This is a genomic window from Paenibacillus sp. W2I17, assembly GCF_030815985.1.
Taxonomy (GTDB): Bacteria; Bacillota; Bacilli; order Paenibacillales; family Paenibacillaceae; genus Paenibacillus.
The window spans coordinates 6,105,369-6,120,508 of sequence record NZ_JAUSXM010000001.1; the positions used below are offsets into that span (position 1 = coordinate 6,105,369).

Below are 15,140 nucleotides of genomic sequence, written 5' to 3' on the forward strand. Positions count from 1 at the left end.
TGAACATGGATGATCGGATTATTTCCGCGAACCTGATGATGGAGGACCAAAATGTTGAGTTGAGTCTTCGTCCCCGGTATCTGAATGAATATATCGGGCAGAATCAGGTGAAGGAAAATTTAAAGATATATATTGAAGCTGCCAAATTTCGTAATGAGGCATTGGATCACGTTTTGTTATATGGCCCACCTGGACTGGGTAAAACGACACTTGCCAACATTATTGCCAACGAATTGGGTGTTAATTTACGAACTACGTCAGGCCCGGCTATTGAACGCCCGGGTGATCTTGCAGCATTGTTAACCAATCTGCAGGAAGGCGATGTCCTGTTTATTGATGAGATTCATCGTTTGCATCGTACAGTTGAAGAAGTCATGTACCCCGCTATGGAAGATTCGGCATTGGATATTATGATTGGTAAAGGTCCAAGTGCACGTTCCGTTCGGTTGGATCTGCCGCCATTCACTCTGATTGGGGCTACAACGCGTGCTGGCTTGCTGTCTGCTCCACTTCGAGATCGATTTGGTGTTATCAGTCGATTGGAATTCTATACGGTTGATGAGCTGGCTTATATCGTCTCACGCTCTACCGAAATTTTGGGTGTGGAAATTGTGGGAGATGCTGCGCAAGAGATTGCATTGCGCTCACGTGGGACACCGAGGATCGCTAACCGTTTGTTAAAACGAGTACGCGACTTTGCACAGGTGCGTGGTGATGGGATTATAACGCAGACACTGGCGGAAGAAGCGCTGCAACGTCTCCAGATTGATCCGCGTGGCCTGGATGACATTGACCATAAGATGCTCAAATCGATGATCAACAGCTTCCGGGGAGGTCCCGTAGGATTGGATACAATTGCTGCTACAATCGGTGAAGAAAGTCAGACGATCGAGGATGTCTATGAACCGTATCTGCTTCAGATTGGTATGATTCAGCGTACACCAAGGGGCAGGATCGTAACAGATCTCGCCTATCATCATTTGGGTCTTCCTGTTCCACCAAGAGATGGGAAATAATCGAATCTGTTGAACATGCTCATTTGAACGTTCACCATAAACCTTGAAATAATCACGTGTTAACCCGATATAAAATGAAAGAAATGCATGGAGAGGAGTCTGATTGTGGGAAAACCAATACGAACGAAGAAGTGGAGTCGTCGATTGAAGGTACTGGCGGCAGCTCTTTTGACAGTGGGTTGTTTGCAAGTGCCTGCGTATGCAGCAGCAAATGGTGGACAGACGATCCGGGTAGCCATGTTTGCAAATCTGGGCAGTACGTATAAATCAACTACACCACTCATTACGCTTGAATCGACCGGACAATGGAGCATCCAATCGGAGAGCGGCGCAAATGTAAGCCTTCCGGCAGGGCAAGTCCGTTTCAGTGCAGATGGATTCCGAGTGAAAGTGTTGGAAACAGCGGATTTCAAAGCAGCGTCTGCAGCAGCAAAACTGTTGCAGGCAACCGCGGATAAACCGTTGCTGTTCACAACGTCTGTGAATGGAAATGCCATTTACCAGCTCTACTCAGGCAACTATGCAACGGAGGCACTGGCTGGACAAGCTGTTACACGAGTACAAAAGGTAGCGGCAGCTCAATTGGCTGGTCAAAAGCCAGCTGTAACGGGAAGTAAACGCCTGTCTGCTGGAACCTATGGTTCGATTCAGGAAGCAGAGGCAGCCCAAGCCAATCTTTTATCAACAGGAGTTAGTAGTGTCTATCCAGTCCTTCAACTGAGTGGGGGAAGCCAAGCATACGCGGTATGGGTGGGTGAAGCTTCAACGGATGCGGATTTAACCGCATTGAAGAACAGTGTGGAAGCCAAAGCTCCAGGGGTAAGCCTTTCACCTGTCAACAATAGTGCAGGGCTCATCATCCGCCAGGATGCAGGATTAAGTACGGATGCACTCAAAACAGCTCCGCATTATACCATTGCAGGTACTGAATCCAAAGCATTGGTACAAGGGAATGACAATGGCATCAAAGTAGTGGAACGTTCCCAGCGAACGTATCGTGGAGATATGGAAATCAGCATCGTAAGTGGTGATCTGGCGTTGGTCAACGTCGTTCCACTGGAGCAATACCTGTACTCTGTCGTAGGGGCAGAGGTGTATTCCTCCTGGCCTGCTGAGGCTCTGAAAGTTCAAGCCGTAGCTGCTCGATCCTACGCGCTTCAACAAGGTGATCGTTTCAAAATTGCCAATGTCGTGGATACAACTCTCAGCCAAGCCTATAATGGGATTGGTTCGGAGAACGATAAAGTAACCAGCGCAGTAGATGCAACTGCTGGAGAAGTGGTCAAGAGCGGTGGGAAAATCATCGAAGCTGTGTTCTCCTCCAATGCAGGCGGACAGACGGCTCATCCTTCTGAGGTATGGAACGGCGGAGCAGGTGTGTTTACCAATGTGGTTAGCTCAGGGGATACATCAGCCCAGGCAGGATTACATACGTGGTACCATGTGCTGCTGAGTTCAGGCGTTAGCGGGTACATTCGTGAGGATAACATCAAAGAATTAACGACCAAGACCAATGCGGGACTGGCAAAAGTGACGGTAACGGCTCAGAATACCAATGTGCGTCCCATTCCGTTAATTCAATCCACCGTTGAACCTGTAGCTAAAATGAATCCAGGCAACGAAGCTGTTGTGTTGGCAAAAGTGGCTCAATCCAACGATTATGCTTGGGTGAGAGGACCTTTCACGTCTGCCCAGTTGGTTAAATCCCTTCAGGGTAAAACAACAGCGTCTGTTCCTGCTTCAATCTCAACCTTGGAAGTGACCAAGCGTGGACCTTCCGGAAGAGCACTTGAAGTCACTGCCAACGGACAGGCTATGACGGTGAAATTTGCCGATACATACCGCTCTGCACTCGGTGGATTACCGAGCACTTTATTTGATATTGCAGGGACCGGAAGTTATACTGTATTAGGCGCTGACGGCAAAACAGCCAGTAAAACCGGCTCAAATGGTGCCTCTGTATTGTCTTCTTCTGGCGCAGGAACATCATCCGGTAATGCACTTGTGGTTATGAGTGGTGATGGTCAAGCGAGAGCGGTAACGCAGGGTCAGACCTTCATGTTCATCGGTCAGGGCAATGGCCACGGATTGGGCTTGTCCCAATGGGGAGCCAAAGGTATGGCAGATGAAGGGTATGATTACCAGGCAATATTGAAACACTATTATCAAAATGCGACTATTGTTAAGGAATGAAACTAAATGAATGTGAACTTATATGATTTTGAATTACCAGAGCAATTGATAGCACAGACGCCGTTGCTTGATCGCACGGCATCCCGTTTGCTCACCTTGAACAAAGATAGTGGTGAGATTAATCATCAAACGTTTCCTGATATTATCGATTTTCTGAATCCCGGTGATACATTGATTCTGAATGATACACGTGTTCTACCAGCCCGTCTGTTCGGTACAAAAGAAGATACCGGAGCAAAAGCGGAAGTGTTATTGCTCAAAAATGTGGAAGGCGACAAGTGGGAAGCACTGGTTAAGCCGGGTAAAAAGCTGAAAGCCGGTTCAGTCATCGTATTCGGTGAGGAACTGAAGGCAATCATTGAAGAAGAGGGCGAGATGGGGGCACGAACACTTACGTTTACGTATGATGGAATCTTTCAGGAGATTCTGGACCGTCTTGGTGAGATGCCGTTGCCACCTTATATTAAGGAGACATTGGATGACCGCGAACGGTATCAGACCGTGTATGCCAAGCATGAAGGATCGGCGGCTGCACCTACAGCAGGATTACATTTTACAGATGAGTTGCTGGACCAGATTCGTGCCAAGGGCGTTAATGTCGCCTTCATTACGCTTCACGTAGGACTGGGAACATTCAGACCGATGTCGGTGGACGTTGTTGAAGATCATGTTATGCATGAGGAGTATTACTCCTTGTCACAAGAAACGGCAGATCTGATTAACCAGACCAAAGAAAATGGACACCGTGTTTTTGCGGTTGGGACTACGAGCTGCCGGACTTTGGAAACGGTAGGTAGCAAATTTGAAAATGGAATACTGCAAGCAAGCAGCGGATGGACCAGCATTTTCATCTATCCGGGCTATTCCTTCAAAGTGATCGATGGGATGCTTACAAATTTTCATCTCCCGAAATCCACGTTGGTTATGTTGGTCAGTGCACTAGCAGGCAGGGAACATATTATGCAGGCATATGAGGAAGCCATCCAAGAGAAATACCGGTTCTTCAGCTTCGGCGATGCCATGTTGATATATTAGTATAACGGTATAACGATTAACTTTTAGAGGATGATTAAAACCAATGGCAGCAATTACGTATGAACATATCAAAACTTGCAAACAATCTGGTGCACGTCTGGGACGTGTACATACACCTCACGGTATTATTGAGACACCAACCTTTATGCCTGTAGGTACACAGGCGACTGTCAAAACAATGAGCCCTGAAGAGTTGAAAGAAATGGATGCTCAGATTATTTTGAGTAATACCTATCACCTGTTTCTGAGACCAGGACATGAAATCATCCGTGAAGCTGGCGGATTGCACAAATTCATGAACTGGGATCGTCCAATCCTGACGGACAGCGGCGGATTCCAAGTGTTTTCTCTCAGCGAGATGCGCAAAATAACGGAAGAAGGCGTTAACTTCCGTTCTCATCTGAATGGAGACAAGAAGTTCCTTTCTCCTGAAGTGGCGATGGAAATCCAGAATGCACTTGGCTCCGATATTATGATGGCGTTTGATGAATGCCCACCGTATCCGGCTGAATATGAATATGTAAAAAAATCACTCGAAAGAACGAGCCGCTGGGCAGAACGTTGTCTCGAAAGTCACGCTCGTCCGCATGATCAAGGCCTGTTTGCCATCGTACAGGGAGGCATGCATGAAGATCTTCGCCGTCAGAGCGCCGCAGATTTGACTTCCATGGATTTCCCGGGGTATGCTATTGGTGGACTGAGTGTTGGAGAACCGAAACATTTGATGTATGGTGTATTGGATTATACGTTACCTTTGTTGCCGTCCAATAAACCACGTTATTTGATGGGGGTAGGTTCGCCCGATGCGTTGATTGAGGGATCAATTCGTGGAGTGGACATGTTCGACTGTGTTCTGCCAACTCGGATTGCCCGTAACGGAACAACAATGACCAGTCAAGGACGTCTGGTAGTTCGCAATGCCAAGTTTGCAACTGATTTTGGACCATTAGATCCTGAATGTGATTGCTACACTTGTCGCAACTATTCCAGAGCTTATCTGCGTCATTTGATCAAAGCAGATGAAACATTTGGCCTGCGTTTGACAACGATCCATAATCTTCATTTCTTGCAGAATTTGATGCGTAATGTACGTAAAGCCATTATGGAAGATCGTTTGCTTGATTTCCGGGATGAATTTTTCGATCAATATGGTCTTCATGACAATGACAAAGGTTTCTGATTGAGTTTTTGAGGAAACCGGCGTAACAAGCAATATCTGTATGTATAGTCGATAAGGGGGAGTTTGAATGTTTCAAGGAATGCCTTTAGCAGGAGCGCAAGGCGGTGGGATCGTATCTTTGATTGTACCTTTAGTACTTATGGTTGCGATTTTCTACTTCTTAATGATTCGTCCACAGAACAAAAAGCAAAAGCAACGGAATTCCATGCTGAGCCAATTGAAAAAAGGCGATAAAATTGTAACGATTGGTGGCCTTCACGGTACGATCGCTGAGATTACGGACGATGTGGTTGTATTGCGTGTAAACGATGTAACTAAGCTTACATTTGACCGTAATGCAATCAGCACGGCTGTAGCTCGTGATACGGCTGTTGAATAGTTACTGTAACATAGAATAACGAGGGTGCGTTTGTGGCGTATTCCCTAGTAGAGAACCGAATCTCCTTGGAGACCCGGTTCTCTTTTTTGATTTATAAGGGAAGGTCGATGTTCTTTACCAGTCAGCTAGGAGCGATGCGTATTAACACCGAAAATGCCACCGAGAGCTGAAATGAAGAACGCGCTAAGCAGTTGTAAACTATCTTTCCAATTAAACGAAGCATCCAGCGCGAGAAATCCGATCAACAGTACAAGGAGTCCATATACAATTCCGGTAATTCCCCCGTAGTACCATCCTTTTTCACCAGATCGTTTGCCTGCCACAAAACCACCAACCAATAATGACAAGCCATGAACAACGTAGGTATACAACGAGAGGTCCTGTTCCCGCATTCCGCTCATCCAGAGAAACAAGGAGAGAATTAATGCCCCGATAAACATCCATACAAAAGCCTGACAGAGGCCTGACAGAATCGGATTGGACACTCGAAACGAAACCAAGCGGCGGATCAATTGCATGAAGCAACCCCCTTGTACAAGTTATAAGTTAATACAGTGTATGGTCAAGCCTTCGGACTTATGAACTGTTTTCCATTAAATGAACGGATTATTTCTGCATGAGCATGTAAGGATCAGGTCAAAATAGGGATTGCACTACCCAGCAAACTGTTAAAAACTCAGTTTCGAAGGAGGACCCCTGTTGTGAACTTCCCAGATGTCGGATCACATATCTTTCGAACCATTCTCATGTACTTTCTGGTGTACTGTGCAATGAGGGTTATGGGTAAACGTGAGATTGGTAAGCTATCCATGTTTGATCTTGTCGTGTCCATTATGCTTGCTGAAATGGCTGCTTTTGTCATTGAAGATATTGATAAACCACTCTCTTATGGGATTGCCCCCATGCTTACCTTGATCATTGTACAGATCGGAATGGCCTTTATAGGTCTTAAAAGTCGACGTCTTCGCCTGATAATTGATGGCAAACCTACTGTTTTGATCTCCAAAGGCGTTCTTCACCGGGATGAGATGCGGAAGCAACGATATAATCTGGATGATCTATTGCAACAACTCCGTGAACAGAATGTAGACAGTATCGGTGAGGTTGATTTCGCTATTTTGGAGACCACAGGCAAGCTGACCGTTTTTCCCAAGGATGAGAATACTTCTAACGATAGTAATTCTTCCGGTTCTGACTCAGAGGATTCTTCTTCCAATAAATCCAAAACGGGAAAAAACCAGATTGACGGATCTCCAAATATCAAATTTCCAAATATCAAATATGAAGGTCTGCCACTCCCCTTAATTATGGATGGAAAGGTCCAGGATCAGAATCTGGAGATCATCCAGAAAACGAGATTTTGGCTGAAAAATCAAATTCAACATAATGGAATTCTGGATTTCAAGGATGTATTTATATGTTCCATTGACCACAATGGGAAGATATATGTCAGTCCAAAAGATGATATAAAATGAAAATCATTTGCCTGACCGGCGCTTGAACCATGAACCAATCAAAGGAGCACGGGACAGATCATGAAAGTCAATCATTTTGGTCCAGCCCATGACGATGAAATACACGATAAGCCCGACAAAAGGAGCGAGAAGCATCCTCACCCAAAAAGGCAATATCATGGCAGTCTCTTCGTATACGAGTAGGGTCGCTGCTCCCATGATAAACATTCCTGCACCCGTCTTGACCCAATCCATCATTTTGAAGCGGAACTGTAGCAGGCTACGTACGCTTTGGGCATGTAACAGGGTAACTACCGTAGAATTCACACAGATGGCGATGACTGCACCGAAGATGCCATATTCAGGCCGGGAAGCAAGCGTTAAAATCAACGTGATTTTGATAACAGCACCGATAAACGTATTCAGCAATGCTTTACCCGGACGGTCAAGAGCTTGTAATGCAGCTTGAAGAGGAGCTTGAATATAAATGAACAAAGCAAAAGGAGCCATTAGCTTCAGCATGCTTCCGATCGATGCATCATTATACAGAACAAGACACATCGGTTCGGCAAGCACATACATAAACACGGAAAACGGAGCACCTGTCACAAGTGCCAAACGTAAGGCCTGATGCATTCTTTTGTGAATCAGTGCGCGATCTCCCTGAGCAGAAGCTTCGGACAGTGAAGGCACAAGTGATGTCGCGAGCGATGAGGTTAGTGCCCCCGGCAGCAGCAGCAGAGGAATAATCATACCTTGTAATGCACCATATTGTGCTGTAGCGAGCCCTTTGGATATGCCTGCCAGAGCCAAACTCTGGGCAGTAACAATAGTTTCGGCAAGATAGGATAAGGAGCCAACCAATCGGCCTGCTGTAACAGGAATAGAGATTGCAAGCAAACGCCTGATTAATCCGGGCTGTGGAGTACCCGTTTCTTTCAGAACTGAAGGTATTGGGTTTAAAGGTTTGGCTGAAGGTTTGGTTGTGAGATTGGACATGTTCTGTTGCTTAGCGAGCGGTAACTCTTTCTTCTGCCTGTTATACTTCCACAAGAGTACAAGCATACCGCCGAATTCTCCAACGAGCGCTCCCAGCATGGCACCAGCAGCAGCTTGGGCAATACCGTGGGGAAGGAGAAGCCAGGCAAACCAAATGACACAGACGATACGAATGATGGTTTCAACAATGGATGAAATGGCAGTAGGCATCATGTTTTGCTTACCTTGGAAATAACCTCTGTAGACAGCAGATACAGCGATAATGGCAATCATGGGGCTCATACTAACGAACGTATGGTACACCCGCTCATCTGTGAGCACGTATTTGGTTACCCAGGGTGCAAACAGGATGCACAAAAACATGAATACAACACCCAGGGTCAACGTAAAGCTTAAGCTTACTTGCAGGATTCGCTGGGGGGAATAACGATTGGCACCGGTATCAGCTTCGGCTACGAGCTTGGCTACGGCGAGCGGAATACCACCCGTAATTAATGTCACCAGTACGATAAAAAAGGGATAGCTCAATTGGTAGATGCCAACACCTTCTGCACCAATGACTCGTGGCAGCGCAATGCGCGGAATGAAACCAAGTATTCGATTAATTATGCCTGCCGCGAGCAGGATCATGGCCCCCTGGATAAATGTCTGTTTCTTCAAGACTACCCCTCTTTCCCGGTTGAAAGTACAGGCTATCAACATAAACGGGACAAAGCCGTTGTTCTTCATCCTATGCCAGTCCTTTATCTTCTCATGACAACTTGGACACGATTAACAAAAAGAACCATAATCAACAAGAAGGAATATGATCAGGCGAAGTCGAATCATGTAATATTGATGCCGCATAAAGGCTTGGATGTACGAAGGGAGGCTCCCCGTTGGAAGAAATGAATGATGTGGAGTTGGAACAGTCAATAGAGATGCTCTGCCGTAGCAAAGCGGAGGAATTAAGGCTTGTCGGTTACGAATATGTCACCAGCAAAGATGTCTGGAATTGCGTCAGTCATAAATATGAAAAACAGGGCATTCCACCGCTTCACCAGCTGGTGAACGACATTTTGTCACTGAAAGCAACAAGCTTTATGAACTTTATGACCGTGTCTGCATACCGGGGGTCCTCTTTCTAGACGAAAGGGATCTTTTTTGTTGAAAATTGACTGCTTTTTACGGCATCGCTATAATAGGAATATTGAGAACGAAAGGGGATCTAGGAACGGCATGAAAAGAATTATCAGTTTCATTCTGGTCGTGCTTGTCACCACAGGGGTAATGGTGGGAACAAGCCCGGAACTGCTCAAAAATATACGCTTGGGCCTTGATTTAAAGGGAGGCTACGAGATCTTATATGAAGCAGAGCCGCTCGAAGCAGGTCAACAAGTCACCAAAGCATCTTTGGTGCAAACGGCCAAAAGTCTTGAAAGCCGCGCCAACGCGCTCGGAACAAGCGAACCGGAGGTAACCACTGAAGGAAGCAACCGGATTCGATTGAAGTTGGCAGGGGTTACGGATGAGGCTGAAGTTAGGGCCAAAATGAAAGAACCGGCTGTTTTGACCTTCCGTAGTAAAGCTGAGAACGACAAGGAAGGCGAATACACCAAAATTGAGCTTCGCGGAAATGAATTTGTTGAGAATGCAGCCAAAGTTGTGTTCACTCAATTGAATGAGCCTATGATTGACATTCAAGTGAAAGACAAAGCTAAATTTTCCGAGATTACCAAACGTTTGATCGGACAACCTCTCGCCATTTATTTGGACGATGAGTTGCTCTCTGCTCCAACCGTTAGACAACAGTTGACAGATGGTTCCGCTCAGATTTCGGGTGCTTACACACGTGACGAAGCAAACCAGCTTCGTGACACCATTAACCTGGGTGCATTGCCACTGAAACTTACAGAGAAGTATTCACAAAGTGTTGGTGCAACACTTGGTAAACTTTCTCTGGATCAGACCATTAAAGCGGGATTGATTGGTTCCATTATTATTCTAGTGTTCATGATTGGGCTTTATCGCATTCCTGGTATTATCGCGAGTTTTGCCTTGATTACACATACGTGGCTGGTACTAGCAATCTTCTATTTAGGAGAATTCGTGCTTACCCTCCCAGGTATTGCGGCGTTTATCCTGGGTATAGGGATGGCGGTGGATGCCAATATCATCACGTACGAACGGATTAAAGAAGAGATGCGCAGTGGTAAGTCGATCTTGTCTTCGGTTAAAGCGGGTGGTAAACATTCCTTCCGAACAATCATTGACTCCAACATCACAACCATTATTGCTGCGGCTGTTATGTTCTTCTTGGGAACAGGTGCGGTTAAAGGTTTTGCACTCGTGCTGATTTTTGATATTGTCACCAGTATTATCACGAATATTTTCTTCTCCCGCTTCCTGTTGACCCTGCTTGTACGGGGTAACGTGTTGAAGAAGCCTAAGTACTTCGGAGTGAAGGAGAGTGAAATTCGTGCGCTTTAATTGGAATTTTGATTATGTTAAAGGTAGTAAGATTGCCTATATCTTCTCGATTATTCTGACGATTACGGGGATTATCAGCATTCTGGCTTTAGGTTTGAATTATGCGGTTGATTTCCGTGCTGGATCGAATGTGGATATCTCGGTATCCAAAGCAATCACAGCGGAGCAGATTAAACCTATCGTTAAGGACATCGGTGTTGATGAGGGTGATGTTACCATTACACCGGGGGCTGACCGTGTAAATGTTCGTTTCTCCAATGAACTGGATGAGACCCAAGAGAGCAAATTTAAACAGGAATTTACCAAACTGGATGCATCGGCTTCCTATGAAGTAAATACCGTTGATCCAGAGATGGCCAAAGAATTGGAGCGCAACGCGATCTACGCGGTACTCATTGCGAGTATCGGGATCATGATCTATGTTGCGATCCGATTCGAGTGGCGCTTTGGTTTGGCTGCGGTTATCGCACTCTTCCATGACGCATTTGTTGTAATAAGTGTGTTCTCCATCTTCCGTTTGGAAGTCGATCTGACCTTTATTACTGCAGTATTGACCATTGTCGGGTTCTCGATCAACGATACGATCGTTATCTTTGACCGGATTCGTGAGAATCTGCGTTTTGCCAAAAAGACAACCAAAGCCGACCTACGCGAGGTAGTCAATCGCAGTTTGGCTCAAACGATGACACGTTCCCTGAATACAACATTCACCGTGTTTGCAGCTTCAATCTGTTTGTTCATATTTGGTGGAGAATCCATTCGCATGTTCTCGCTTGCGATGGTTATCGGAACACTGTTCGGTGCATATTCTTCAATCTATATCGCCGCTCCACTATGGCTGATGCTCAAAGGTAAACAAGTGGATAAGCCAAAAACAGTAGCTAAAGAATCTAACTAAACATCTTATTGTGAAGCCGCGTCTGCCAGGCGCGGTTTTGCAACTTTATGTACAGAATTAAGGGGGAATATTCATGACCAGAGAACATATCCCATCTGCTCAGGCTGCCACATGGAGCGGTATTGCCGGTAATATGGGACTTGCGGTGATCAAAGCGGGAGTCGGTTATATGGCAAACAGCAAATCATTGCTCGCTGACGGCTTGTATTCTGCTTCTGAAGCTGGTTCTGCCCTGGCTGGTCTCTTTCCCTCCAAGTCTGTACGCGATAAGAGCAAGGCTCGCAGGGGACGGTATAAAGAACATTCACGTGTTGCTAGACCCGGAATCTCAGTATTGTTATCTGTGCTGATTCTCATGGGTGGATTGCAGCTTGCCATCTCCGCATTAGGCAGTCTCTCCGGAAGTGAACCGGAAGCACCCGGCAAGTCGGTACTTTTGGTGGCTGTTGCAGCTTTGGCTGTGAAAGAAGCAATTTTTCAATTTCAGTACAGATATTTCCGTAAACGAAACCAGTCTCAGGCGCTGGCCTATGCACAGCAACATCGCCGTGCACTCTATTGTTCGCTCACCGTGTTAATCGGCATTATAGGATCGATGGCTGGTGAAGAGATGGGTATGAGCATGCTGCTCTACCTGGACCCCACGGCTGCGTTGATTGCTTCCTGTTTTGTGCTTCACAAGGGTTACCGAATGATTGTGGACACAGTCTATGGCTCACTCGTTCAGGAACTGGAGCAGGAAGAAGCGTCAGATTTCAAAGAGACCGTACAGCGGGTATATGGCATCATTACCATTGAGCATTTGGTTGCACGTGAACAGGAACATGACGTTACGATTGAGCTGGTCATTAGTGTGAATCCAAGAATCTCAATACTGGAAGCACAGGAGATTGCTAATCGGGCCAAGACACTACTGCTAACCCGTTTCAGTCATGTGAAAGAAGTACAGATTCAAGCGATACCTTATGATCCAGGCTATCCTTATAAATCCAATCATGAACTGCCCGATCACGAAGCGACATTAATTCAGTAGTGAAGCGCGGGTCCAGTAGATCAGGAAAGGAGCGTTATCATTGCTTTATTCGCAATACCGGTGGAATACACCGAATATCGATCTGGAGGCGGCTGCGGGACTCTCGCAGGCGCTTTCCGTTTCACCCCTTGTTGGACGTTTGCTTGTGAGTCGAGGAGTGCACAATGAGAAGGAGGCCGAACGTTTTTTGCATCCTGATCTGAATCAGATGCATGATCCTTATCTGTTACTCGGCATGAATGAAGCTGTGCCACGAATCAAGCTGGCATTGGAGCGGGAAGAACATATTTTGATCTACGGGGATTATGACGCTGATGGCGTATCCAGCACATCGCTCATGATCCATTTGATGCGTCATCTTGGGGCTTCGTACGATATATATATCCCTCATCGCTCGAATGAAGGGTATGGATTGCACAACCATGCGTTGGATTGGGCCCATCAACAGGGCGTTTCATTGATAATTACCGTGGACACCGGAATCAGTGCTGTTGAACAGATTGCCTATGCGGCAACGCTGGGCATCGAAGTCATTGTGACAGATCACCATGAGCCGCCTGAAATTTTGCCCGAAGCCTTTACACTTATTAATCCAAAACTTCCAGGATGCCCGTATCCTTTTAAAGGTTTGGCAGGAGCAGGAGTAGCCTTGAAGCTCGCTCAGGCATTAATCGGGGAAGTGCCCGGTGAATGGATGGAGATTGCCGCCATCGGTACCGTTGCCGATCTGATGCCTTTGGAAGGGGAGAACCGGGTTATCGTCAGTTATGGAATAGAATCGATGCGTGGTTCACGTCTTCCTGGTGTAAGTGCATTGCTGGAAATCAGTGGTGTGGATCAGAGTCAAGTGACCTCGATTAATATTGCCTTCGCCATGGCACCACGTATTAATGCCAGTGGACGTTTGGACCATGCAGGACGAGCGGTGTCGCTGCTCACAACTGAGAATCTGGATGAAGCTCATACGCTAGCCGGTCAGCTTGATCTATTGAATCGGGAACGGCAGCAAGTTGTAGAGGGCATATTACAAGAAGCAACGGCACAGTTGGAACAAAAGATACAGCTTCGTTCTGGATCCGTTCCAGATGTAATCGTATTGGCTGGGGAGGGCTGGAACGTCGGAGTGGTTGGTATCGTGGCTTCCAAATTGCTGGAGCGTTATTACCGACCTACACTTATCCTTGGCATCGATCCAGAGAGCGGTGTCTGCAAGGGCTCTGCGCGCTCCATTGAGGGCTTGGATATCTATGAGGCACTCACAGTCAATAAACACACTATGGACCATTACGGGGGACACCCTGCTGCAGCAGGTATGACCTTGCATCGGGATCAGCTGGAAGAACTTGAGGCTGGTTTGAATAAGTTTGCTGCATCTGTATTAACTGAAGAGGACTTTGTACCTCAACGTCTTGCGGATGATGAATGCAGAATCAGTGATGTTCCACTGAAAGTGATCCAGGAGATCGACAGGTTGCAGCCTTTTGGAATGAGCAATCCTTCGCCACGGTTTGTATTGAGAAGTGTGACTGTGAAGGAAACCAGAACAATGGGACGAGAGAAACGACATCTTAAACTGGTTCTGGAACAGGATGGTCAGCAACTGGAAACCGTTGCTTTTGGCAAGGGAGCGTTAGCAGAGTTTCTTCTCCCAGGTTCCGTTATTGATGTGATGGGAGAACTGTCCATCAATGAATGGAATGGGATGAGAAAACCTCAACTGATGCTTCAGGACATTCATGTTCCTCAGGTCCAAGTATTTGATTTGCGCGGTAATGCCGAGCCATTAAATGCGATGAAACATTTCTTGAGCTCACTTGAGGTGCATCTGCGATATAAATCTGGTTCTGTTGGTGCTATTGTTCGGAAAGAAACAGATGTTTCCGAGGGAAATTCATTGTATGAACCTTGCCTTTGGGTATATGATAGAAGGGTCGGGTTATTTCCGTGTAATGCTGCTGCACAGCATTATGGACAGGAACAAGTCCGGACGTTATTTGTGTTTGATACGCCGGAAACCCCGGAACAACTTGATGCCATGCTGGCTTTGTTCAGTGGAGCTGAGAATATCATCCTTCTGCACGGATCAGGCAACCGCCGAGATCGCCTTCAGATGCCTTCCAGAGAACTCTTTAAGCGTATTTATATGCAGGTGTTGAAATGGAAAGCTGAACCCGTGGAGGAACAAGAGATTACTCCTGTGCTCAGTCGTCAGTGTGGTTGTTCGCCGCGCATGATTACGATGATGTTGGATGTATTCGAAGAGTTATCCTTCATTACCCGTGATAACGGCAAAATTGCGTTTGTGGATAACCCGCCTAAGCGTGAACTAACCGCTTCACGTCACTATCAGGCGCTCGAAAATATGGCCGAGATAGAACAGGTGATGCTGGATGCAGCCACACCGCAACTGACACAATGGATGATATCCCGGATGAAGGGCGTATCTTAGATGGAAGTTTGTGTATTTATTTTAGGAGGAGATTA

At 46.3% G+C, this 15,140-nt stretch carries 13 protein-coding genes; 11 read left to right on the top strand and 2 right to left on the bottom strand.

The genetic code is table 11. The features are described 5' to 3' along the window. The first annotated feature begins 5 nt into the window (after positions 1-5). The 5 genes from ruvB (at position 6) to yajC (ending at position 5,803) form a co-directional block, all read left to right on the top strand. Positions 6-1,016 carry a Holliday junction branch migration DNA helicase RuvB gene (gene ruvB, locus QF041_RS27340; RefSeq protein WP_036616868.1) on the top strand — a complete coding sequence of 337 codons (1,011 nt, stop codon included), beginning with the start codon at positions 6-8 and terminating at the stop codon, positions 1,014-1,016. 87 nt (positions 1,017-1,103) lie between these two features. Then, the gene (locus QF041_RS27345; protein WP_373461367.1) at positions 1,104-3,209 is read left to right on the top strand and encodes a SpoIID/LytB domain-containing protein; all 2,106 of its coding nucleotides are present in this window, start codon (positions 1,104-1,106) and stop codon (positions 3,207-3,209) included. A 6-nt stretch (positions 3,210-3,215) separates the two neighbouring features. Beyond that, the gene (gene queA / locus QF041_RS27350; protein ID WP_091027605.1) at positions 3,216-4,244 is read left to right on the top strand and encodes a tRNA preQ1(34) S-adenosylmethionine ribosyltransferase-isomerase QueA; all 1,029 of its coding nucleotides are present in this window, start codon (positions 3,216-3,218) and stop codon (positions 4,242-4,244) included. 43 nt (positions 4,245-4,287) lie between these two features. Continuing rightward, positions 4,288-5,424 carry a tRNA guanosine(34) transglycosylase Tgt gene (gene tgt, locus QF041_RS27355; protein WP_036616872.1) on the top strand — a complete coding sequence of 379 codons (1,137 nt, stop codon included), beginning with the start codon at positions 4,288-4,290 and terminating at the stop codon, positions 5,422-5,424. 67 nt (positions 5,425-5,491) lie between these two features. Then, complete coding sequence (gene yajC, locus QF041_RS27360; RefSeq protein WP_036616875.1) at positions 5,492-5,803, top strand: preprotein translocase subunit YajC; 312 nt, start codon at positions 5,492-5,494, stop codon at positions 5,801-5,803. Between the two features lie 125 nt (positions 5,804-5,928). On the opposite strand, the gene QF041_RS27365 is transcribed toward yajC, so the two are convergent. Beyond that, entirely contained in the window at positions 5,929-6,321 is a 393-nt protein-coding gene (locus tag QF041_RS27365) for a TIGR04086 family membrane protein (RefSeq protein ID WP_105407174.1), read from the bottom strand. 228 nt (positions 6,322-6,549) lie between these two features. On the opposite strand from QF041_RS27365, the gene QF041_RS27370 reads away from it, so the two are divergent. Beyond that, positions 6,550-7,278, top strand: coding sequence for a YetF domain-containing protein (locus QF041_RS27370; protein WP_483874700.1), 729 nt, complete (start codon positions 6,550-6,552; stop codon positions 7,276-7,278). A gap of 3 nt (positions 7,279-7,281) precedes the next feature. Here the strand turns inward: QF041_RS27370 and spoVB are convergent, their stop codons facing one another. After that, entirely contained in the window at positions 7,282-8,916 is a 1,635-nt protein-coding gene (gene spoVB, locus QF041_RS27375) for a stage V sporulation protein B (RefSeq protein WP_091027613.1), read from the bottom strand. A 227-nt stretch (positions 8,917-9,143) separates the two neighbouring features. Here spoVB and QF041_RS27380 point away from each other — a divergent pair, with 227 nt between their 5' ends. The 5 genes from QF041_RS27380 (at position 9,144) to recJ (ending at position 15,105) form a co-directional block, all read left to right on the top strand. Next, entirely contained in the window at positions 9,144-9,383 is a 240-nt protein-coding gene (locus QF041_RS27380) for a post-transcriptional regulator (RefSeq protein WP_036617497.1), read from the top strand. Positions 9,384-9,474: 91 nt separating this feature from the next. Then, a complete protein-coding gene (gene secD / locus QF041_RS27385; RefSeq protein ID WP_307416353.1) occupies positions 9,475-10,725 on the top strand; it encodes a protein translocase subunit SecD in 1,251 nt (416 codons plus the stop codon). Next, positions 10,715-11,623 (top strand): protein translocase subunit SecF, encoded by a 909-nt coding sequence (gene secF, locus QF041_RS27390; RefSeq protein WP_074096230.1) that lies wholly within the window; start codon positions 10,715-10,717, stop codon positions 11,621-11,623. The genes secD and secF overlap by 11 nt, the downstream gene beginning before the upstream one ends. A 73-nt stretch (positions 11,624-11,696) precedes the next feature. Further along, positions 11,697-12,656: a cation diffusion facilitator family transporter gene (locus QF041_RS27395; RefSeq protein WP_307416354.1), complete on the top strand. Its 960-nt coding sequence runs from the start codon at positions 11,697-11,699 to the stop codon at positions 12,654-12,656. Between the two features lie 40 nt (positions 12,657-12,696). After that, positions 12,697-15,105, top strand: coding sequence for a single-stranded-DNA-specific exonuclease RecJ (gene recJ, locus QF041_RS27400; protein WP_307416355.1), 2,409 nt, complete (start codon positions 12,697-12,699; stop codon positions 15,103-15,105). The last annotated feature ends 35 nt before the right edge of the window (positions 15,106-15,140 follow it).

What these genes read in the sequence shown, in the direction of transcription:
- secD (WP_307416353.1), top strand. Translation starts at nt 9,475, where the DNA reads ATGAAAAGAATTATCAGTTTCATTCTGGTCGTGCTTGTCACCACAGGG.
- QF041_RS27395 (WP_307416354.1), top strand. Translation starts at nt 11,697, where the DNA reads ATGACCAGAGAACATATCCCATCTGCTCAGGCTGCCACATGGAGCGGT.
- yajC (WP_036616875.1), top strand. Translation starts at nt 5,492, where the DNA reads ATGTTTCAAGGAATGCCTTTAGCAGGAGCGCAAGGCGGTGGGATCGTA.
- QF041_RS27345 (WP_373461367.1), top strand. Translation starts at nt 1,104, where the DNA reads ATGGAGAGGAGTCTGATTGTGGGAAAACCAATACGAACGAAGAAGTGG.
- ruvB (WP_036616868.1), top strand. Translation starts at nt 6, where the DNA reads ATGGATGATCGGATTATTTCCGCGAACCTGATGATGGAGGACCAAAAT.
- QF041_RS27370 (WP_483874700.1), top strand. Translation starts at nt 6,550, where the DNA reads ATGTACTTTCTGGTGTACTGTGCAATGAGGGTTATGGGTAAACGTGAG.
- queA (WP_091027605.1), top strand. Translation starts at nt 3,216, where the DNA reads ATGAATGTGAACTTATATGATTTTGAATTACCAGAGCAATTGATAGCA.
- QF041_RS27365 (WP_105407174.1), bottom strand. Translation starts at nt 6,321, where the DNA reads ATGCAATTGATCCGCCGCTTGGTTTCGTTTCGAGTGTCCAATCCGATT.
- QF041_RS27380 (WP_036617497.1), top strand. Translation starts at nt 9,144, where the DNA reads ATGAATGATGTGGAGTTGGAACAGTCAATAGAGATGCTCTGCCGTAGC.
- tgt (WP_036616872.1), top strand. Translation starts at nt 4,288, where the DNA reads ATGGCAGCAATTACGTATGAACATATCAAAACTTGCAAACAATCTGGT.